The 20,425-nt window shown below is 69.0% G+C and carries 19 protein-coding genes; 10 read left to right on the top strand and 9 right to left on the bottom strand.

The genetic code is table 11. The features are described from left to right. Positions 1–75 precede the first annotated feature (75 nt). On the top strand, positions 76–876 hold the full coding sequence (locus tag ACIBH2_RS10500) for an ArsR/SmtB family transcription factor (RefSeq protein WP_397115595.1): 801 nt from the start codon (positions 76–78) through the stop codon (positions 874–876). A 3-nt stretch (positions 877–879) separates the two neighbouring features. Here the strand turns inward: ACIBH2_RS10500 and ACIBH2_RS10495 are convergent, their stop codons facing one another. Then, positions 880–1,299, bottom strand: coding sequence for a PPOX class F420-dependent oxidoreductase (locus ACIBH2_RS10495; RefSeq protein WP_397115593.1), 420 nt, complete (start codon positions 1,297–1,299; stop codon positions 880–882). Positions 1,300–1,339: 40 nt separating this feature from the next. Then, positions 1,340–1,915: a TetR/AcrR family transcriptional regulator gene (locus tag ACIBH2_RS10490; protein ID WP_397115591.1), complete on the bottom strand. Its 576-nt coding sequence runs from the start codon at positions 1,913–1,915 to the stop codon at positions 1,340–1,342. 80 nt (positions 1,916–1,995) lie between these two features. On the opposite strand from ACIBH2_RS10490, the gene ACIBH2_RS10485 reads away from it, so the two are divergent. Next, complete coding sequence (locus tag ACIBH2_RS10485) at positions 1,996–2,418, top strand: DUF4345 domain-containing protein (RefSeq protein WP_397115589.1); 423 nt, start codon at positions 1,996–1,998, stop codon at positions 2,416–2,418. Here the strand turns inward: ACIBH2_RS10485 and ACIBH2_RS10480 are convergent. Both ACIBH2_RS10480 and ACIBH2_RS10475 read right to left on the bottom strand, forming a co-directional pair. Continuing rightward, positions 2,377–3,615 carry a cytochrome P450 gene (locus tag ACIBH2_RS10480; RefSeq protein ID WP_397115587.1) on the bottom strand — a complete coding sequence of 413 codons (1,239 nt, stop codon included), beginning with the start codon at positions 3,613–3,615 and terminating at the stop codon, positions 2,377–2,379. The two genes, ACIBH2_RS10485 and ACIBH2_RS10480, sit on opposite strands and share 42 nt — an antisense overlap. 18 nt (positions 3,616–3,633) lie before the next feature. Next, entirely contained in the window at positions 3,634–4,227 is a 594-nt protein-coding gene (locus ACIBH2_RS10475; RefSeq protein ID WP_397115585.1) for a TetR/AcrR family transcriptional regulator, read from the bottom strand. 192 nt (positions 4,228–4,419) lie between these two features. Between ACIBH2_RS10475 and ligA the strand changes: the two genes are divergently transcribed. Together ligA and ACIBH2_RS10465 are read left to right on the top strand one after the other, a co-directional pair. Continuing rightward, complete coding sequence (ligA, locus tag ACIBH2_RS10470) at positions 4,420–6,501, top strand: NAD-dependent DNA ligase LigA (protein WP_397115583.1); 2,082 nt, start codon at positions 4,420–4,422, stop codon at positions 6,499–6,501. A gap of 83 nt (positions 6,502–6,584) precedes the next feature. Beyond that, positions 6,585–7,088 carry a GNAT family N-acetyltransferase gene (locus ACIBH2_RS10465; protein ID WP_397115581.1) on the top strand — a complete coding sequence of 168 codons (504 nt, stop codon included), beginning with the start codon at positions 6,585–6,587 and terminating at the stop codon, positions 7,086–7,088. Between the two features lie 369 nt (positions 7,089–7,457). Here ACIBH2_RS10465 and ACIBH2_RS10460 read toward each other — a convergent pair whose 3' ends face one another. Next, the gene (locus ACIBH2_RS10460; protein ID WP_397115579.1) at positions 7,458–8,108 is read right to left on the bottom strand and encodes an amino acid-binding protein; all 651 of its coding nucleotides are present in this window, start codon (positions 8,106–8,108) and stop codon (positions 7,458–7,460) included. Positions 8,109–8,357: 249 nt separating this feature from the next. Between ACIBH2_RS10460 and gatC the strand changes: the two genes are divergently transcribed. Both gatC and gatA read left to right on the top strand, forming a co-directional pair. After that, the gene (gene gatC / locus ACIBH2_RS10455; RefSeq protein ID WP_397115577.1) at positions 8,358–8,657 is read left to right on the top strand and encodes an Asp-tRNA(Asn)/Glu-tRNA(Gln) amidotransferase subunit GatC; all 300 of its coding nucleotides are present in this window, start codon (positions 8,358–8,360) and stop codon (positions 8,655–8,657) included. Next, positions 8,654–10,123: an Asp-tRNA(Asn)/Glu-tRNA(Gln) amidotransferase subunit GatA gene (gene gatA, locus ACIBH2_RS10450; protein WP_397115575.1), complete on the top strand. Its 1,470-nt coding sequence runs from the start codon at positions 8,654–8,656 to the stop codon at positions 10,121–10,123. Before gatC ends, gatA begins: the two co-directional genes overlap by 4 nt. 239 nt (positions 10,124–10,362) lie before the next feature. On the opposite strand, the gene ACIBH2_RS10445 is transcribed toward gatA, so the two are convergent. Next, positions 10,363–11,214, bottom strand: a complete 852-nt coding sequence (locus tag ACIBH2_RS10445; protein ID WP_397115573.1) for an SDR family NAD(P)-dependent oxidoreductase — start codon at positions 11,212–11,214, stop codon at positions 10,363–10,365. A gap of 111 nt (positions 11,215–11,325) precedes the next feature. Here ACIBH2_RS10445 and ACIBH2_RS10440 point away from each other — a divergent pair, with 111 nt between their 5' ends. After that, positions 11,326–11,913 (top strand): TetR/AcrR family transcriptional regulator, encoded by a 588-nt coding sequence (locus ACIBH2_RS10440; protein ID WP_397115571.1) that lies wholly within the window; start codon positions 11,326–11,328, stop codon positions 11,911–11,913. Here the strand turns inward: ACIBH2_RS10440 and ACIBH2_RS10435 are convergent. The 3 genes from ACIBH2_RS10435 to ACIBH2_RS10425 form a co-directional block, all read right to left on the bottom strand. Continuing rightward, positions 11,910–13,271 (bottom strand): alpha/beta-hydrolase family protein, encoded by a 1,362-nt coding sequence (locus ACIBH2_RS10435; protein WP_397115569.1) that lies wholly within the window; start codon positions 13,269–13,271, stop codon positions 11,910–11,912. The two genes, ACIBH2_RS10440 and ACIBH2_RS10435, sit on opposite strands and share 4 nt — an antisense overlap. Positions 13,272–13,411: 140 nt before the next feature. Beyond that, positions 13,412–13,594 carry a hypothetical protein gene (locus ACIBH2_RS10430; RefSeq protein ID WP_397115567.1) on the bottom strand — a complete coding sequence of 61 codons (183 nt, stop codon included), beginning with the start codon at positions 13,592–13,594 and terminating at the stop codon, positions 13,412–13,414. Continuing rightward, a complete protein-coding gene (locus ACIBH2_RS10425) occupies positions 13,591–14,727 on the bottom strand; it encodes a hypothetical protein (RefSeq protein ID WP_397115565.1) in 1,137 nt (378 codons plus the stop codon). The genes ACIBH2_RS10430 and ACIBH2_RS10425 overlap by 4 nt, the downstream gene beginning before the upstream one ends. 166 nt (positions 14,728–14,893) lie before the next feature. On the opposite strand from ACIBH2_RS10425, the gene ACIBH2_RS10420 reads away from it, so the two are divergent. The 3 genes from ACIBH2_RS10420 (at position 14,894) to ACIBH2_RS10410 (ending at position 20,264) form a co-directional block, all read left to right on the top strand. Beyond that, entirely contained in the window at positions 14,894–16,129 is a 1,236-nt protein-coding gene (locus ACIBH2_RS10420; RefSeq protein WP_397115563.1) for a sensor histidine kinase, read from the top strand. A gap of 817 nt (positions 16,130–16,946) precedes the next feature. Then, positions 16,947–17,606, top strand: a complete 660-nt coding sequence (locus tag ACIBH2_RS10415) for a response regulator (protein ID WP_397115561.1) — start codon at positions 16,947–16,949, stop codon at positions 17,604–17,606. Positions 17,607–17,696: 90 nt separating this feature from the next. Continuing rightward, on the top strand, positions 17,697–20,264 hold the full coding sequence (locus ACIBH2_RS10410) for a protein kinase (protein ID WP_397115559.1): 2,568 nt from the start codon (positions 17,697–17,699) through the stop codon (positions 20,262–20,264). The last annotated feature ends 161 nt before the right edge of the window (positions 20,265–20,425 follow it).

Raw genomic sequence — 20,425 nt, 5'->3', positions numbered from 1 at the left:
CGGGGGTTGACAGGCAACCAATAGGTTGCCTAATTTGGAATAGGCAACCTTCGAGTTGCATATGGAGGTGAAAGCGTGGACGAGGTGTTCAAGGCACTGGCCGACCCCAGTCGTCGCCGGTTGCTCGACAGCCTCAACGACCGCAATGGCCAGACCTTGCGGGAACTCTGCGAGGGCCTGGACATGACCCGTCAGGCAGTGAGCAAACACCTGGCCGTCCTGGAGGCGGCCAATCTGGTCACCACCCGCCGCCACGGCCGGGAGAAGCTGCACTACTTGAACGCCGACCCCGTCAACGCCATCGCCGACCGCTGGATCCACCGCTACGACCGCGCGCGGGTGCACGCACTCGCCGACCTCAAAACCGCATTGGAGAGCGCGACCATGAGCAACGACGAATTCGTCTACACCACCTACATCAAGACCACCCCCGAACAGCTGTGGCGGGCACTGACCGATCCGGCCTTCACCAAGCGCTACTGGGGCGCCACCTTCGACACCGACTGGCAGCCCGGCTCACCCATGGGTTGGGAGCAATTCGGTTGGGTGAGCAAAGATCCCGAGCAGCGCGTCCTCGAGGCCGAGCCGTACCGCCGCCTCTCCTACACCTGGCACACCGTCGACCAGGCCTTCGGCGAGCAGTTCGAATTCAGCCCGGAAGACACCGCCGCGCTGGCCGCCGAACCTCGTTCGACGGTCACCTTCGAGATCGAACCGCAGGGCGAGATCGTGAAACTCACTGTCGTGCACAAGGGTTTCGGCCCCGACAGCAAGATGCTGGCCGGTGTGCGCGAGGGCTGGCCCGGCATCCTGTCCAGCCTCAAGACGCTCCTCGAGACCGGCGACGTGCTGCCGGAACCCGCTGAGTCCCAGTGAGATTCAGCCGAGCGCGCCGTACACGCGGGTCGGCGTGATCCGCAGTACGACGCGGCGATCGGCGACCATGGCGCGACGGTAGTCGTCCCAATCCGGGTGTTCGCCGCTGAGCGCCCGGTAGTAGGCGATCAACTCCTCGACGGTGGCATCGTCGGGTTCGGCCGCGACGGGGGACAGGTCGGCCTTGCCCTCGAGTACCGCGTAACCCCAGAAGTCGTCGCGCGAGACGTGAATCGCCGCCCACGGCTCGCGCTTCAAGTTGTGGTACTTGGCCCGATCGGCGGTGATGGAGACGCGAATGATGTCGTCGTCGCCGACCCAGTGATTCACATTGGACAGCTGCGGCCGGGTGTCCTTGCGAATGGTGGCGAGCACGGAGTTGCGATGGGTGCGCGCGAATTCCAGCGCGGTCTCGAGTTCCATATCTCCTCCAACCTGATGGGTATCCGGAGTGTTCCGGGTCTCAGCGGCCGTGCGACAGCGCGCCCAGCAGCGCGCCGACACAGGCGTCGCGCAGCTCCGCGCGCGAGAAGTTCTCGCGCTCCAGCCATTCCACGCACAGGACGTGGACGAAGACGAGCCAGCTCAGCAGGACGGCCGAGGTCGCCGCGCGCTCGGTGTCGGTGAGGCCGGTGGTGTCGAGCAGCTGGTCGCGCAGCCGCGCGTGATGGGTGGCCATGATCGCCTGAATGGTGCGGTCCCCGGCCAGGGTGCGGTTGGCGGCGAGCACGGTGTGGCGATTGGCCGCGAAATAGTCGATATGGGTGTCGAGCGCGGCGGCGAGCCGCTCGGGCAACGGCAGTGCGGGGTCGAGCGCGGCCTCGGTGAGCCGCTGTTCGGCGGAGCGTTCGTAGATGGCCGCGAAAAGGTCGCGCTTGGCCGGAAAGTGCCGGTAGAGCAGCGCGCGTGAGACGCCCGCCCGCTCGGCGACCTGTTCCATGAGCACCTCGTCGTAAGGCCGCTCGGCGAACAGTTCGGCCCCCACGTCGAGGAGTTGACCGCGACGTTCGTCGGGGGTGAGGCGGCGGCGGGGAGGCATGGCCCACAGCTTAGTTGACGCGTGTCTATTAGCGTCGTACCGTCACGTAGTAGACACACGTCTACTAGCGGAGGTGGGAAGTGGCCAAGGTGTTGAAAGGGCTCGTGGTGGCCATGGGCGTCGCGTGCGTCGCGATCGGAATCTTCCACTTCGCCTTGGGGATTCACTCGGTACCGGGCGAGGGTTCCGCCGACGCCACCGTCGACAGTCGCGAAAGGTATTACGGCGCGATATTTCTCGGCTACGGCCTGGCCTGGCTCTGGGCGGCGCGGCAGGCCCCGATACCGGCGTCCGCGGTGCGACGGCTGGCCGGGATCTTCCTGCTCGGCGGCGTCGGTCGGCTGCTGTCCATGGCGGTGGCGGGTCAGCCGCAGTGGTTCCAAATCGTGCTGACCGTCATCGAACTGGTGCTGCCGCCGCTGTACTTCTGGCTGGCCGACGCCGACGAGAAGCGGGTGAATTCAGGTGCCTATGTGCACCGGCAGGGAGCGCAGCCCGCGTAGAACGGGGCTGGGAATGCGGACGGGTTCGCCCGCACTCGTGAGGTGCGGAGCCCGTCGGGCCAGGATTTCGAGCGCTATGCGCCCTTCCATACGGGCCAGGGCATTGGCGATGCAGTAGTGCATGCCGATGCCGAAGGCTATGTGGTCGTGGCGGTTTCGATCCAGACGGAAATTCTCCGGGTCGTCCCAGTGCCGGGGGTCGCGATTGGCCGCACCCAGTAGCGGCAGGACGCGGGCACCGGCCGGGATGGTCACGCCGTGCAAGGTGACCTCGGTGGTGGTGATGCGCAGCAGGCTCTGGGCGGGACCGTCGTAGCGCAGGGTCTCCTCCACGGCGGCCGGGGCCAGTTCGGGATCCTGGCTCAGGCGCTGCCACAGCTGCGGCCGATCCAGCAGTGCCGCAACGGCATTGGAGATCAGATTGGTCGTGGTCTCATGCCCGCCGATCAGCAGCAGGATGCAGAAATTCACCAGTTCGACCGTGCTCAGCGTGCCGTCGGCGTCCGGGGTGATCAGCAGACTGATCAGATCGTCACCGGGACGGCGGCGGCGCTGGCGGACGACGCGGGTGAAATAGGCCAGGATCCTGATGGCGCTCACCATCATTCGCCGCAGATCGCCGCCGGTGAGCAGGCCGTTGACCAGCCCGTCGGACCAGCGTTGGAAATCGGCGCGCCGCTGCGACGGGATACCCATGAGCTCGGCGATGACCAAGGTGGGCAACGGTTGCGCGAGATCGCGGGTCACATCCGTCGCTCCACCCTTGCCGTGGGCGAGGAGGTCGTCCACCAGACGCTCGGTGATATCGCGAATTCGTGGCTCCAGGGCGGCGATTCGGCGCGGCGCGAAGGCTCGGCTCACCTTCTTGCGCAGCCGAGTGTGCTGGGGCGGATCACTGGTCAGCAGGGTTCGCACCGGCGGCAGGTGCTGCACAGCCCGGGTGAGCCAGCGCGGCAACGACATGCCGGGATTGAATGGGTTGTTCGAGAAGTCCTCCGCCGCATAGAGATCCGAGGAGAACCGGGTCGAGTCACGCAGCGCCATGGCCACATCGTCGTGGCGGCTGAGCAACCACACATCGAGCGTAGTCGAATGGTGGACCGGCGCTTCGTCACGCAGCCACGCGTAGTGCGGATAGGGATTCGCGATCACCGCGGGATCATTGAGATCGAAGGCGATGGTGCGGGTTTCGGCCATGATGGCCCTCCTGAACTATCAGGGTGTCGCGCCCAGGGCGGCGCGAAGCGTGTTGACCCATTGCTGGATGAACCGTTCGTCGTCCATCTCGAATGGCGGATCGTCGTAGAGATAGGCGGCGGCCCAATAGTTTTCGAGCGCCCCCTGCCAGATCGCGGTGATGGCCTCGACATCGCGGTCCACGCCGTCGTCGGCGGCCTGCTCGGCCAGCCAGTCCGCCAGGAACCGGCGTGAGGGCGCGAATAGCCGCTCGCGGGCCTGCGCCATGACCGCCGGGAACTTGTCGCTCTCCTTGGTCATGACGCGAATCAGATTGCGCCACAGGTGCAGCAGCATGAGCGAGCCGCGCGCCACGAGGGTCAGTTCCGCGGTGAGATTGCCCAGCGACAGCATCGGCGCGAGGGCGAAAGCGCCCGCGGAGGTCGCCACGGCGCGTTCCACCGCGGCCGACATCACCTGCTCCTTGGAACCGAAGTGCGTGTAGAGCGCGCCGGAGTGCGGTGAGAGTCCGGCGGCGGCCTCGATGGCGGCGACCGAGGTACCGGCGTACCCCTGATCGGCGAACAGGCGCAGCGCCTCGTCGAGGATGCGGTCGCGAGTACTGTCCGCCACGGGTTCTCCAATCAATCACTTGGACAACTCCAGAGTGCGCTTGCTGGAAGCAAGTTAGTACTTCCTGGCGTCCACACGTCCGAAACCCGCTGCCGCAGACCGTGCCGACCGGTCGCAATCTGGCTGCGATACCGGCGCGACGTGCGGGAATGTCGCGCAAACCTGTCGGTGCGCTCGGCTAGTGTGCAGGTTGTGAGCGAATCGGGTATGGAGATCACCCCGGCGACTGGGGACGAGCGCGTGGTGTGGCAGCGGCTGGCGGAGGAGGTTCGCGACCATCAGTTCCGCTACTACGTGCGGGACGCGCCGATCATTACCGACGGGGAATTCGACCAGCTGTACCAACGGCTGCTGGCCCTGGAAGAGGCCCATCCGGATCTACGCACGCCCGATTCGCCGACCCAGGTGGTCGGCGGCGGGTTCACCACCGAATTCCAGCCGGTCGATCACCTCGAGCGCATGTACTCGCTCGACAATGTCTTCAACGATGACGAGATGCGGCAGTGGATCAGCAAGGTGGAGGCCGAGACCGGCGGCGACATCCACTACGTGTGCGAGGTCAAGATCGACGGCGTCGCGCTCAACCTGGTCTACGAGAACGGACGGCTGACCCGCGGCGCGACCCGCGGTGATGGGCGCACGGGTGAGGACGTCACCCTCAATGCCCGCACCATCGACGACATTCCGCACGTGCTGACGCCGAACGACGAATTCCCGGTGCCCGCGTTGCTCGAGGTGCGCGGCGAGGCGTACATGACCCTCGAGGATTTCGAGGCGCTCAATGCCGCGATCGTCGCGGAAGGTAAACCGCCGTACGCGAATCCGCGCAATACCGCCGCCGGATCGCTGCGCCAGAAGGATCCCGCGATCACCGCCCGGCGCAAGTTGCGGATGATCTGCCACGGCTTCGGGCGGATCGAGGGGTGGACGCCGGAATCGCAGTACGAGGCCTATCGCGCGCTGGCGGCATGGGGGCTGCCGGTGTCCTCGCACACCGTGCGGGTGCGGGGCGCGGACGCGGTGGTGGAGCGCGTCCACTACTGGGGCGAGCACCGCCACGATATCGAGCACGAGATCGACGGCCAGGTGGTCAAGGTCGACGAGTTCTCGTTGCAGCGCCGCCTGGGTGCGACCTCGCGCGCGCCGCGCTGGGCCATCGCCTACAAGTACCCGCCCGAGGAGGCGACCACCAAACTCCTCGACATCCAGGTGAATGTGGGTCGTACCGGCCGGGTTACGCCGTTCGCGGTGATGGAGCCGGTCACCGTGGCGGGCTCCACCGTGGCCATGGCGACGCTGCACAATGCCTCCGAGGTGAAGCGCAAGGGCGTGCTCATCGGCGACACCATCACACTGCGCAAGGCTGGTGACGTCATTCCCGAGGTGCTCGGGCCGGTGGTGGACGCGCGCGATGGCAGCGAGCGGGAGTTCGTCATGCCCACGCACTGTCCCGAGTGCGGCACCGAACTCGCCCCCGCCAAGGAGGGCGACGCGGATATCCGCTGCCCGAATCAGCAGTACTGCCCGGCGCAGTTGCGGGAGCGGGTCTTCCACGTCGCGGGTCGCGGCGCGTTCGATATCGAGGCACTCGGCTACGAGGCGGCCATCGACCTGCTCAAGTCGGGAGCCATCGCCGACGAGGGCGACCTGTTCGACCTGACCGAGGAAAAGCTGCTCACCACAACGCTTTTCACCAACAAGAGCGGCACGCTGTCGGCGAACGGCAAGAAGCTGCTGGAGAATATCGAAACCGCCAAGGACCGGCCGCTGTGGCGGGTGCTGGTGGGGCTGTCCATCCGGCACGTGGGTCCCACCGCGGCGCGGGCGCTGGCGGCGGAGTTCGGCAGTATGGAGCGCATTCAGGCTGCCTCCGTGGAGGAGCTCGCCGCCACCGACGGCGTCGGGCCCACCATTGCCGCCGCGGCGACGGAGTGGTTCACCGTCGACTGGCATCGCGCCATCGTCGACAAGTGGCGCGCCGCCGGGGTGCGCATGGAGGACGAGCGCGACGAGTCCATCGAGCGCAATCTCGAGGGGCTCTCCATCGTGGTAACCGGTTCCCTGCAAGGCTTTACGCGCGACGGGGCCAAGGAGGCCATCCTGGTCCGCGGCGGCAAGGCCGCCAGCTCGGTCTCCAAGAAGACCGCCTACGTAGTCATCGGCGACGCCCCCGGATCCAAGGCCGCCAAGGCCGAGGAACTGGGCGTCCCTATCCTCGATGAGGACGGCTTCCGCCGCCTCCTCGAGGGCGGCCCCGACGCCGTCGCGGAGTAACCAAGATCAAGGGGAACTGGTGGCGGCATCGTGCGAGTGGCCGCCGCCACCAGTTCCCCCTTGTGGGTTCGGGACGAGAGGTGATGGGTGTGTCCGCGGTGGAGGTTCGGGATGTGCGTGCGGGTGAGTTCGGGGCGGTCGGTGCGCTGACGGTCGAGGTGTATGTGGGGGAGGGGCATGTGAATCCCGAGAGTGATTACGTGCTGGAGTTGGCCGATACCGCCACTCGTGCCGCCGCGGCCGAGATCCTGGTGGCGGTGCACGAGGGTGAGGTGGTCGGGTCGGTTACCGTCGCCCGGCCGGGTACGCCCTTCGCCGATATCGCCCGGGACGGCGAACTCGAATTCCGCATGCTGGCGGTCGCCAAGCGGGCCCGCGGCCTGGGCGTGGGCTCGGCCCTGGTCCGCCACGTCATCGATATCGCCCGCGCCGAAACCCGCGACGCCGTCGTCCTCACCACCATGCCCACCATGGCCGACGCCCGCCGCCTCTACGACCGCCTCGGCTTTCTCCATGCGCCGGAACGAGATTGGCGCACCATGGCGGGCACACACCTGACGGTCATGCGACTACCACTCGCCAGCTGAGGCGTCTCCCGCGTGTAGCGCTCCCGGCCCGAGCGACCGGAAGGCTGTGTCGGGCCGCCCCGGACCGCGATGCCAAGCGAACTCGACATCGAACGCGTCTCGCTCTTGCGCGCGAAGGGGATTGGTGCGGCCTGCGGGCCACGATGCGTTCTCGCGACCCGTGCCCCTCGCGCACCCGCTGTCGCGCACCCCCTGTCGCGCAGCCGCCATCGCGCACCCGCCGTCGTGAGGCTGGTCGGCGCGCCGTGCCGAAATTCGGCACGACACCCGCGTAGCCCGCTCCCCGTCCGGCAGCACCGGCAGCAGGAAATCGCGCCCCCGCGATGCGGTGCGGAGGCGCGAAATGTCCTGTGCTGGCCTGGGTTCGGGTCAGCCGAGGACTGTGGCGATTATGCCCGTGAGGTAGCCCAGGCGGGCTACTTCCGAGGGGCGGAAGTCGGGGCCGCCGGGGCGGCCGAGGAGCAGGACCTTGCCGGTGTCGCCGAGGGGGGCGGCGGCGAGTTTGGTGTCCATATCGCGCCAGATCTGGGGGACCCAGTCGGATTCGCCGTCGAGGACCGAGGGCTTCTCCAGGGGCATCCAGGGGGCGGAGCCCGCTTGGGTGGACGGGGCGCTCTGGCTGCCGACCACGCGGTACGCGCCTTGCGGGCCCATATCGATGACGGTGCTCCAGCCGACCCGCAGCACGCGCGGGACGCCGTCGACGAGCACCTGCAGGCGGTCGTCGTGGGCGCTGGCCACCTGGTCGATGAGCTCGAGTTCCCGATGCGTGTCGAGCATCCCGGAGTACGGGCGCAGCGAGTCCACGAGCACGTCGGCCAGGGATTCGGCGGCGGTGATCAGGGTGTCGGGGAGGGCGCCCGGTGGTACCTCCACCACGATGTCGTCGATCGCGTAGCCGTCACCGCGTTCCACGACATCCAGCGAGAGGATGTCGGCACCGACGGAGCCCAGCGCGAGGGCGAGTGAGCCGAGACTTCCTGGGCGATCCGGAAGTTGCACGCGGAGCAGAAAAGACACGTGCTTGCCTTCCTTTCACTAGTGCGCGATCGAGAACTTGGGACTAATACCCGAGTCTGGCAATACTTACACCCAAGTGCGACGGTTATCGAGTCGAAGGTATCGCGGTGACGCGGGCCACTGTTCATTGTGGCGGCTATCGAGTGCACCCGCCATGGTCGGTGACCGTTGACGGACGGTCGCATGCGAGTCGCTAGGCTGTCACACGGCCGAATCACCATGCTAGAACCACGCGAAAGGGGTCCCGCGGTGCCCGACATCTCCCGAGACGAGGTCGCACACCTCGCCCGGTTGTCCCGGCTCGCTCTCACCGAGGAAGAACTGGACCTGTACGCCGGTCAGCTGGATTCGATCCTGAACCACGTCAAGGCCATTTCCGAGGTCGCCGCGGCCGACGTCCCGGCCACCGCGTCGCCGAACCCGACGACCAATGTGACCCGCCCGGACGAGACCGTGCCGTGCCTCACCCCGGAGCAGGCGCTGTCCGGCGCTCCGGCGGTCGAGGAGCAGCGGTTCATGGTTCCGCAGATCCTGGGAGAGGGCGAATGAACGACCTGACGAAGCTGTCGGCTGCCGAGCTGGCGGAGAAGATCCACGCGCGCGAGGTCTCCTCGGTCGAGGTGACCGAGGCGCACATCCAGCGCATCGCCGAGGTCGACGGCGAGATCAACGCCTTCCTGCACGTCTCCGGTGAACAGGCCCTCGCGGCCGCCGCCGAGGTGGACCGCGCGGTCGCCGCGGGCGAGGTCGCCTCGCCGCTCGCCGGTGTTCCTTTGGCGCTCAAGGACGTTTTCACCACCACCGATCAGCCGACCACCTGCGGGTCCAAGATCCTCGAGGGTTGGGTCGCGCCCTACGACGCCACGGTCACCGCGCGGCTGCGCGCCGCCGGTATCCCGATTCTGGGCAAGACCAATATGGACGAGTTCGCCATGGGCTCCTCCACCGAGAACTCGGCGTACGGCCCGACGCGGAATCCCTGGGACCACAGTCGAATTCCGGGCGGTTCGGGTGGCGGCTCGGCGGCCGCCCTGGCCTCGTACCAGGCGCCCCTGGCCATCGGCACCGATACCGGCGGCTCGATTCGCCAGCCCGCGGCCGTGACCGCGACCGTCGGCACCAAGCCCACCTACGGCACGGTGTCGCGCTACGGCCTCGTCGCCTGCGCGTCGTCGCTGGATCAGGGTGGGCCGTGTGGTCGCACCGTCCTCGACACCGCGCTGCTTCACGAGGTGATCGCCGGATACGACCCGCGCGACTCCACCTCGCGCGATGTGCCGGTGCCGCCCGTGGTCGCCGCCGCCCGAGAGGGTGGGTCCGGTGACCTGAAGGGCGTGAAGGTCGGTGTGGTCAAGGAACTGCACTCCGACTCCTACCAGCCCGGCGTGCTCTCCTCCTTCGATACCGCCGTCGCGCAGCTGAAGGATCTCGGGGCCGAGGTGGTCGAGGTGTCGTGCCCGCACTTCGAGTACGCGCTCGCCTCCTACTACCTGATCCTGCCGTCGGAGGTGTCGTCGAACCTGGCGCGCTTCGATGCCATGCGCTACGGCCTGCGCGTCGGCGACGACGGTTCGCACTCGGCCGAGCAGGTCATGTCCATGACCCGCGCGGCCGGATTCGGGCCGGAGGTCAAGCGCCGCATCATGATCGGCACCTACGCGCTGTCGGCGGGTTACTACGACGCGTTCTATGGGCAGGCGCTGAAGGTGCGCACGCTCATCGCGCAGGACTTCGACAAGGCCTACGAGAGCGTCGATGTGCTGGTCTCGCCGACCAGCCCGTTCACGCCGTGGAAGCTGGGCGAGAAGGTCAACGACCCGCTGGCCATGTACCTGTCGGATCTGTGCACGCTGCCCACCAACCTGGCCGGGCACTGCGCCATGTCGGTGCCGTCCGGGCTGAGCCAGGACGACGGCATGCCGGTGGGCTTGCAGATCATGGCTCCGGCGCTGGCCGATGACCGGTTGTACCGGGTCGGGGCGGCGTACGAGGCGGCGCGCGGGGCGATCGCCTGAGCGCCTGCTGACGGATGGTCCTACGGCCGAGCCCCTCTCACGTTGCGTGAGAGGGGCTCGGCCGTTATCGGGGCAACGGCCCACTTATCGACGCGGACTGGGTCGCTGTGTGGGCTGGGGCGGGTACGGACTGGGCTCAGGCGTGGATCTGGCGCAGGCGCGGCCTGGCTACGGCGCGGGTCTGTCTACGTCATGGACCTGAGCACCGCAGGGGACCGTCTGCTGCCGGGGCCGGATCACTATGCGGGCCAGGTGAATTCCGGGTCCTTGCCGTAGTCCAGGCGGCGCTGGTCGAGGGCCATGGCGACCATCTGCTGCGCGCCCGGGCCGATGATCTTGCGCAGCGGCGGGTTCGGGTCGTTCACCAGTTCCAGCAGTCCCGCCGCGCCGACTTCCGGTGCGGCTTCGGCCCATTCGGCGTTCTCGTCGGCCTCGACGGCGGGCGGCGGGGCCAGCGGATCCGGGTAGTCCGGCATGCCGAGAATGCCTTCGCGCAGGCCCTGGTAGGCGGGCAGCGCCTCGGCGAACTTCATGCTCGACTTCGCCCAGTCGGTGTCGAAGCCGCCCATCTGCGCCATGGTGACCGCGATGCCGAAGGGCCGCAGCTCATCCGCGAGGGAGGCGCTGAAGCCCTCCAGGGCCCACTTGCTGGCGTTGTACATGCTGAACAGCGGCAGTGAACCCACCGCTCCGACCGTGGAGATCTGCACGATGTGGCCCGAGCCCTGGGCCCGCAGATACGGCGTCGCCGCCTGCGACACCCACAGCGCGCCATAGAAATTGGTGTCCATCTGATCGCGGATCTGGGCCTCGGAGAGCTCCTCGAGCGCGCCGACCAGGCCGTAGCCCGCATTGTTCACGATCACGTCGATGGCGCCCGACTTCTCGAAGGCCGCTGCCACGGTGGCGAATACGCCCTCGCGGTCGCGAACGTCCAAGGGCAGCACCGTGAGTCGTTCATCGGTCAGGTCGTCCATGGTGCGCGGATCACGGGCGGTCGCGACGACCCGATCGCCCGCGCCGAGGGCGGCCACGGTGAAGGCCCGGCCGAGGCCGCGGTTGGCGCCGGTGATGAACCAGGTTCGAGTCATTGCTCATCCTTTCGTCGCGAGACGCTCCGTCTCGTTTCGAAAGTACTGTGCCAAGCGATCGCGGTCTTGTCAAGACGAGACGGTTCGTCTCGTTTAATGCTAGGGTGGGGCATGCCCGAAACGCCCAGCGTCGCCCGTCGCAGCGAGCGCGCCCGCGCCGCCATCCTGACCGCCACCACCGAGCTGATCGGTGAGCTGCCGTATTCGAAGATCAGTGTCGAGGCCATTGCCGCGCGGGCGGGGGTGGGCAAGCAGACCATTTATCGCTGGTGGGCGTCGAAGGGGGCGGTGGTCTTCGATGCCATGCTCGAAATGAATTCCGGGCCAGAGGGATTGGCGCTGCCCGATACCGGGGATATTCGCGCCGATCTGCGCACGCTGCTGCGTGGGACCGTCGTGGCGCTCACCGATCCGGGTTTCGAGAGTTTCCTGCGGGCCATGCTCATCGAATTGCAGCAGGATTCCGAGTTGGCGGGCATGTATCGGGAACGGCTGTTGCTGCCCGAGCGGGCCGCGGTCACCGACCGGTTGGTCGCGGCGGTCCGGGCCGGGCAGCTGCGCGCCGACGCGAATCTCGAACTCCTCCTGGACCTCCTGCTCGGGCCTGTGCAGAGCCGCTGGACCCTCGGATTGGGTGGGCTGACCGAGGAGTTCGCCGATGCCGTGGTGGATGCGGCGCTCACCGCGTTCACCAGCTAGCAGCCGCCGAGTCGGGTGCCCTGGTCGGGGCCGTAGCGGTGACCGTGACCGGTGGGGGCGTCCAGGGCGGACAGTAGGTCGGCGGAGGTCTGTAGGAAGCTCATCACCGGAAGCCATTGGGGGACAGGGGCGTCCGCGCGGGTGCCGGTGAGATCCGGTGCGCGCCACAGCAGAGACGGTGACCAGTGCACCACCGGGTCGGAGGAGTTCGCGAGGACGGTCGCGCCGCCGTGGTGCACGCGTCCGGCGGGTGGGCCCGCCCAGAGCACCGCGCAGGTGCGGCGGTCCTGGTCGGCGTCGTCGGCGAAGATGGAGGTGCCGCCGACCGCGCCGAGGCTCTGGCCGTAGACGTAGAGCTTCGGGGGATGGGGGAGCGTCGACAGGCGCTGTTCGATGGCGGTGAACAGGGCCTTGGCCGATTGCTCGGCGGCGGCGCGGCCGAACAGGAAGGTCGCCCAGCTCGGAGCCGCCGAGTACTGCAATCCGACCAGAGCGACATCGCCGTCGAAGCGATCGTCGAGCCCCGCGGCGGCCTCGGCGTCGATCCACCCGGAGCCGGTGGGCACGGTGACCACCAGGTTGGCGCGGTTCAGCCCGCCGGAGCGCTCCAGCTCCCGAATGGCAAGGGATACACGGGTATCCAAGTCCGCGGCTGACTCCAAGCCGACGTAGACCCGCACCGCCCGCGCGGGCGTGCCCGCCACGAACCTGCGCCCCTGCTGCCCCAGTGACGGCCAACTGATCGTCGACACCGGACTACCCGATCGCGCGGGCGAAAGCGGCTGCACCACACCGGGATCCAAGGCCGCATTCGCCGCCGCGTACGTCGACCGCCGCCACTCGATCACCGCCGGAAGCGCCGCGAACTGCACCGCCACCGCCAGTACCGCGGCCACGGCGAGGCTGCGCCCGCGACCCAAACGCCGGACCGCCCACCGTATTCCGCGCGCGATGCCGGTCAGGACGGTCAGGATGAGCGCGGCGCCGAGCAGGCATTGCAGCCAGTACACGACCCCGATCCCCGCCACCCCCATGGCATCCCGCAACCGCAGCTGCCAGTACTCCGCATATCCCGCCGAGCCACAGACGGCGACCAAGCCGACCGCGAATACTGGAAGCCGCCACCGCCCGAACACGGCATCGACGTCAACCCCGCACCGCCGCACCACGAACCGAACGACCCCGGCGATACCGAGTCCGACGGCCGCGAGCAGCCCGGTCAGAATCGCCTGGGCGGACGGCGTGCGCGGCAACAGGCTCGGAGCCAGCGAAGCGAGCACGCCCAGGGTGATACCCAGCGTGGTCCCGACGCGCGGCGCGAGCAGTCGAGTGCGGAGCCCCCGCAACTTGGCGGCCACGCCCGGACCTCCTCGGCCCCCGTCATGAAGCTCCCGATCGGACGGCCCATCCGGACCGGACCGTTGAACCGGCGTAGTCTCTTCCGGCCCTTCGCCGTCCCACGGGTCGACGGTGGATGCGTCTGCGACAGACACGGTGCTCATACGGAAACCCCCTGCATGACACGTCGGTTGACCTGGTGGCGGAAGGTGCCCCCGGCGGAGAACTCGGCTGTGATCAGGTTCGCGCTCAGTGCGGCGGCCATCGCGGCCGCAGCTCGACGGGCAGCGCTGACCCGGGCGCACCCGGCGCTGAGTGCGCCGGTGGCGGTTGCCGTGGTCATGCCGAAACCTCCTGCGCGGTAGCACGGTTGGCGCGACGACCCATGCCGCGCCCGGTGGCGAATCCGGCGAAGGCGAGCGCCGAACCGAGCACGGGGAGTGCGACTGCCATCGTGGTGGGCTCGGCTTCGGTTGTGTCGAACAGGTTTTCGTGAACGGGTGGCCCGTAGTCCTGTCGCCGTGAGTTCAGATCCACGGCGGCGGTGGCGATGGTGGCCATGGCCTGGCAGGCGGCGCCGCTGACCGGATCGGGTCGGGTGGTGCACGCGGCGTGCATGCGCTCCTCGAGGGTGGCGTCGAGCGCCTGCCGTGCCCACGGGGTGAGCGGCTGCCCGTGCGCATCGGCGTAGCGCAGCAGGTCATAACCGAGATCGTGTGCCTTGCAGGCGATCTCGAACTCGGCGGGCAACGGCACCGGCGATGAGCAGTCGCCACCGGGGTTCACCAGCAGCCCCTGCTCCAGGGTCGGCTCGTAGCCCGCCGAAACGGCGAAGTCGGCCGGAATCGCCGCGACCGCCTGATTCGCCGACGTGAGCCCCGCGACCGCCGCCCGCGCGGCGGCGTTCTCACCCACCGTCGCCTCGGGCGTCGGCGCACTCGCCGCCGCGGCGGTCGGCGCGGTGATCAAGGTAGCGGCCAACAACACCGCGGACGCAGCCGCGACCCGCCCGCCCCTGCGGAGCCTAATCGCCTTGCCGGAACGTGTATTCCGCCCCTCCGCCGCCCGCGCGAGCGCGCCGTTGGTGCCGGTTCGCTGCGGTCGCACCCGCTCGATCTGGGCGACAGCCTGCGGGTCCGTGCCGACCTCGGGGGCGGGCTCGGTGGCGCGATCGCCGCGCCCGAGGCGGGCCTTCGTGCTCGCCGAACGCGAATCCTTCCGCTCTCGCGGGGGCAGTTCTCGCTCCGCGGAACCGGCATGGTTCGGCCGGGAAGTCGAGGCCGTGGCGTACACCGCTTCTTCTGCGACTAGTCGGTTCGGCCGCGGCGCAGTCTCTCGGTCGGCGGACGTCGACAGCCGCACCGGTGTGCTGTTGCGGGGGCCGTCCGGCGCGGGGAAGTCGGCGCGGGGATCGGGGGTGGACGACTGCGGGTGATGGGGCCGGGGTCGTTCCGGGAAGTCCGGGGTCTCGATCATGGTGGCGACGTTATGGAGGCGGGTGGCTCGGGAGCCTCACGCTGTGGGGCCGTTCGCGCGTGCTTGCGGTGGGGGAGAGGCGGGGGTGGGTGATACCGGAGTAGGGGGTGCAAGATCGGCCAGCGGTATGAGGTCATTGGTGGCGGAGGGCCATAGTGTCGTGACCATGCTGGCTAGATTGAAGGCGGTGCGTCTTCCGAAGAACGCTCGGCTGACCTTCGACGTGCTCACCGGAGTGGTGACGGTCCTGGGTCTCGCCGTGGCGTGGCCGACGCTGCACCTCACCCATCAGGTGCCGATCGCGGCGCAACCGTTCATCGCCGGGCTCGCGGCCTTCCCGCTGCTGCTCGTTCGGGTGAATCCCGCGCTGGGATGGGCGGTGTCGGCCGGGTCCGCGCTGCTCATCGCCCTGGCCATTCCGAATCAGCCGGACAACACCATTCCCTTCCAGGTGGTGCACATCCTGGTGCTGTTCGCGCTCACCTTCGCGGTGGCCGTGCGGGCGGGCGCGCAGATCGTGTTGGTGGCGTGGCTGTCCACCTCGCTGCTGATGGCCACCACCATGGCGCAGGCGGGCGATTCGTTCGCCGACGCCGGACTGGGCTGGCCCATCGCCATCACCGGGCTGGTGATCTTCGGCCTGCTGGTGCGGTGGCTGACGCAATCGCAGAAGGCGCTGCTCGAGCAGTCCGAGGAGACCGAGCTGGAGCGGGCCCGGCGGGCCATTCTGGAGGAGAAGGCGCGCATCGCTCGCGACCTGCACGATGTGGTGGCGCACCACATGTCCATGGTGGTGGTGCAGGCGCAGACCGCGCCGTACCGCATCGACGGGCTCTCCGCCGACGCCAAGGCGGAGTTCGAGGCCATCGGCTCGGGCGCGCGGGCGGCGCTCAACGAGATCCGCGGACTGCTCGGCGTCCTGCGCAGCGACGGCCACCTGCCCGAACACGCCCCGCAGCCCACCGCCGCCGACGTACCCGAACTGCTGGAAGGCGCGCGCCGCGCGGGCATGCGCCTCACCTCGGTGATCGACGGTCCCCTGGACGTCATCGCGGATTCCACCGGCCTCGCCCTCTACCGCATCGTCCAGGAATCGCTGGCCAACGCCTCCCGCCACGCCCCCGGCGCGGCCGTGCGGGTCCGCATCACCTCCGGCGCGAACCTCGCCCTGGCCATCGTCAACGACCCACCCGCCCCCGGCCACACCCCGACCCGCTCCGACACCCCCGGCAGCGGAATCGCGGGCATGCAATCCCGCGCCGAAGCCGCAGGCGGCCACCTCACCACCAGCGCCCGCCCCGACGGCGGCTTCGAAGTCCACGCCGACCTCCCCCTCACCCCCCTCTTCACCCCCACCGAACCCCTCACCCCCGCTTCCGTACCCGCCTCCCCGACGATCTAGCGCGCAGCTCGGACGGCGAGCAGCGAGGCAATACCACGCCCCGACCCTGAACGGGAGGCAGGCGAAAGTCGGCCACCCAACGACCAACCCGAAGCTCGCACTTTCGCACGCGCCCCAGAACGAGGAATGGCGGGTGCCCCGACACCAGCGACGAGAGTCGGTGCCCGCCTTGCCGACCCGCGCCGTCATCAGGCGCGCGTGGAGACATCGACACCACCTCAGCCGCCGCGGCGAACGACGCCATAGCCCCTGTGCCGCGCCGACGGAAGGCGCTGCCACCTGAGTAGCGCTAACAAATCGCGCCCCATCTCCACCACGCCCAAGCACTTGCGCGGCATCTCCACCACGCCCAAGCGCTGGCGCGGCATCTCCGTCACGTCCAAGTCCTGGCGTGGGGTCTCCATCCCGCGCGGTTGTTGCGATGAACAATCTGGAGACCGCGGCGTTGAGCGTGGAGGCCACACCTCGACAAGCCCCATGGCGCGGGTCCGGCCCCTCACGTCCGGCCCATCACGTCCGACCCGGAGCCGGAGGCGGCCCCGCTCGAGCAGCAGGGGTGCGCATCTCGAGAGGCCACAGCAGATGGCAGCCGCGGCGACTTCTCCACCACGCCTAGGTCCTGGCGTGGGTCCCCACCACGCCTAGGTCCTGCCGTGGGTCCCCACCACGCCCAGGTCCCCATGGCATCCCCACCACGACCAGGTACTGGTGGCGGCATTGTGCGAGAGCGCTCCGCCATCAGTACCTGGTCGGTGTCGGCGGGTGCGTCGTTGGGGGCGGTTCCGTGCGAGACTCGTGGGGTGCTCGAGGTGCGACTGTGGCGATAACTGTTTTGATCGCGGACGACCAGGCGATGGTGCGGGCTGGGTTCGGGGCGCTGCTCGCGGCGCAGCCCGATATCAGCGTGGTGGGTGACGCGCCGGACGGGAAAGTCGCTGTGGCGGAGGCGAAGCGGCTGCGACCCGATGTGGTGCTCATGGATGTGCGCATGCCCGAGATGAATGGGCTCGACGCCGCGCGGGCGATTCTGTCGGCGGGGTTCGAGCCGCCGGTGCGGGTGCTCATGCTCACCACCTTCGATATCGACGACTACGTGTACGAGGCGCTCGGGATCGGCGCGAGCGGGTTCCTGCTCAAGGACGCTCCTGCCGAGGAACTGGTGCGCGCGGTGCGCGTCGTCGCCAATGGCGACGCGCTGCTCGCGCCGACCGTGACGCGGCGCCTCATCGCCGATGTCACCAAGCGGCGCGCCAAGCGCACACCGACGCCCGCGCTGGGGGATCTCACGCCGCGCGAACGCGAGGTGCTCGAACTCGTCGCGCGGGGTATGTCCAATGCCGAGATCGCCGACATGCTCTTCGTCGCGGAACAGACCGTGAAGACGCACGTGTCCAAGGTCTTCGCCAAACTGAATCTGCGCGATCGAGCCCAGGCGGTGGTGCTGGCCTACGAATCCGGGTTGGTGACACCGGGCTGAATCCATTGCGCGGCAGCGCTGATGTGTCCGTCGAGGGCGGCACGCAGCGGATAGGATTTCGAACTCGGACGTCGCCGGAAGGGGGTCGTGGTGCTGAACAGCGGTGACGTGTTCGCCGGATTCACCATCGAGCGACTGCTCGGCCAGGGCGGTATGGGATCGGTGTATCTCGCCCGCCAGTCCAGGCTGGGTCGGCTGACGGCGCTCAAGCTGCTGAACCGGGAACTGTTCGCCGACCGCGAGGTTCGCGCCCGCTTCGAACGCGAGGCCGATCTGGTGGCGCAGCTGGACCATCCGAATATCGTGGCCGTCTACGACCGCGGCAGCGAGGACGCGCAGCTGTGGATCTCCATGCAGTATGTCGACGGCGTCGACGCCGCGAGCGTGCAGACCGCCACACTGCCGCCCGAGCGCGCGGTACAGATCATCCAAGGTGTCGCGGACGCACTGGATTACGCGCACAGCATGGGGGTGCTGCACCGGGATGTGAAGCCCGCCAACATCATGCTGGCGCGCTCGGTGGCCGGACACGGGGAGCGGGTGTTCCTCACCGATTTCGGAATCGCCCGGCTGCGTGAGGATTCCACCCATCTGACCCAGACCGGCATGTTCACCGCCACCCTGGCCTACGCCTCGCCGGAACAGATGACCGGCGCGCCCCTGGACCACGCCACCGACCAGTACTCCCTGGCCTGCGCCCTGTACTGGCTGCTCACCGGCATCGGCCCGTTCGATTCCCCGCATCCGGCCGAGATCATCCGCGGCCACCTGCAATTGATGCCGTACCCGGCCAGTATGCGCCGCCCCGGCCTGGCCGCCGCCATGGACGCCGTCATAGCCAAGGCCATGGCCAAACGCCCCGCGGACCGCTTCCCCAATTGCGCCGAATTCGCCGCCGCCGCCCGCCGCGCCCTCAAGGAACCCCCCGCCTTGCTGCCCGGCCAACCCATCGTCCAATCCGGGCCCACCTACCGCTATCCCCCCAACCACCCTGCGGCACAACAACCTTCACCCGGTTACGCCCCGCCCGGCTACCCGCAGCAGCCGTACCCGCCGCAGGGCTATCAGGCCGCGCCACCGGTAGTCCCACAGCCAGGGCAAGTCCCACGGCAGGGTCAGGTGCCGCAGCAGGGCCAAGTTCCACAGCAGGGCCACGTCCCGCAACAGAACCAGGTTCCGCAGCCGGGCCATCCTCCCCAACCCGCCCAGGTTCCACCGCATCAAGGTCAGGCAGCCGTACCCCAGTACGCCCCCGTGCCCCAGCCCGGTCAGCCCGCCTACGCTCCGGGGTACCCCGCGCCGCAAACCTATTCTCCCGCACCACCACCCGGCTATCCCGCCCCGCCGGTGCCTCCTGAACCGCAAGCTGCTCCCGCGCCCGCCGGACCGCAGTCCGTCGACTCGCGCCAGCAGAATGCCGCTGCGCCACCGCATTCCAGCAGCGCGCAGTCGCCAGCGAGTGGGCCGTCGTCCGCCGAGGACAAGTCGTCGAGTCCCGCGGGCGAGACGGCGTGGTCGGCCGGTGCGACCTCCTCGGACGACGCCACGCCGCCGGGCGACCGGTTGGGGAGCGGGGTGGCTTCAGATGGGCTGAACGAGGTTGTCTCGCAGGAGGAATCGGAGCTGGCCGCTGCCGCCACCGAGCGCATGGCCTACCCCGATTCCCCGCAGCGGCATCCGGTCGGCGTGGCGGTCCCGCCCCGCCCCACGACCGAATCGGTCGGATACCCCCTTCCCGCGCCGCCCGATGGCTCGGAACGTTCGTCCGGAAGTGACGCCGCGTCGGTTTCGCTGGCAAAGGTTTCCGACCTTCCCCCGCAAGGCACCGCGGCGACGTCCGAGTCGGCGGATTCCGAAGCGCCACCGGACGAGCCGCACGGGAAGCACGCCCGGATCGGGCCGACCGAGGAACCCCCGAAACTCGGTTCGGCCGCCGCCGGAACCCCTCGGCACGCGGAGCCCGACGACACCACAGGCAGTGCCGATGCGGTCTCGCAGCCACCCGCCCCACCGACGGCATCCCAGGGACGCGAGGATCCCGATACCTCCCACCGGGATTCGGCCGGAGCGTGGATCGCGAGCACTGGCCCATCCCGCGAGGGTGAGGGGACCGCCGAGGAATCAACGGAGGGGACCGCCGACTCCTCGGCTGGCGGCGGTTTCCGGGAAGGATCGGACAGCGAGAAACCGGCCGCGTCGGACGAGGCGGCCCACCCGTCGAACGCGGAATCCGACTCGGACGCAGACGATCTCGCGGCGGACCAGGCGAAAGAATCCCACTCCGAGAGCACCGGAGACGAACGGCGTTCGAACCCGGACGAAGCCGCCCCCGATCCGGAGGGCGGGCACTCGGGTGAGCCGGGACTCGAGGTCGGGCAGAGCGATTCGGTGCGTGCCACAGGCGAGCCCGCGCCGGACGCGGTCTTCGATCCGGCGGCCGCACCGGGCAGCGCCCCCACCGCCTATCCGCCGGGCGGCCCGCACCCCTACGGCCCGCAGCCGTATCCGCCGAACCCGGTTCCGCCGCAGCGGATCCCGCCCGCGCGACACCCACTCGGCCAACTACAGCCGGGCACCGTGGTGGTCCTCGCCCTGACGGCCGCCGTCCTGCTGACCTTGCTGGCGGTCTTGATTCTGGGCGCGGTCGGACCCGACTGACGAAGCCGACCGCGGTCCGCCCTGCGCGGAGGGCAAGGCCACGCCCGCGAATAAGACTCCGCCACAGCGGCTTTCACCGACGCGACCAGCCGAACGCTCCGATAGGCGCGCCGCAGCGCCTCGGGAAGTAGTGAACCGTGAATGCTCGGGTCGACCGTGCC

Origin of the sequence: Nocardia sp. NPDC050406, assembly GCF_044459025.1 — a bacterium.
GTDB lineage: Bacteria > Actinomycetota > Actinomycetes > Mycobacteriales > Mycobacteriaceae > Nocardia.
Note: the sequence above shows the minus strand (reverse complement) of the source record. Positions and strands in the feature narration are given on the sequence as shown.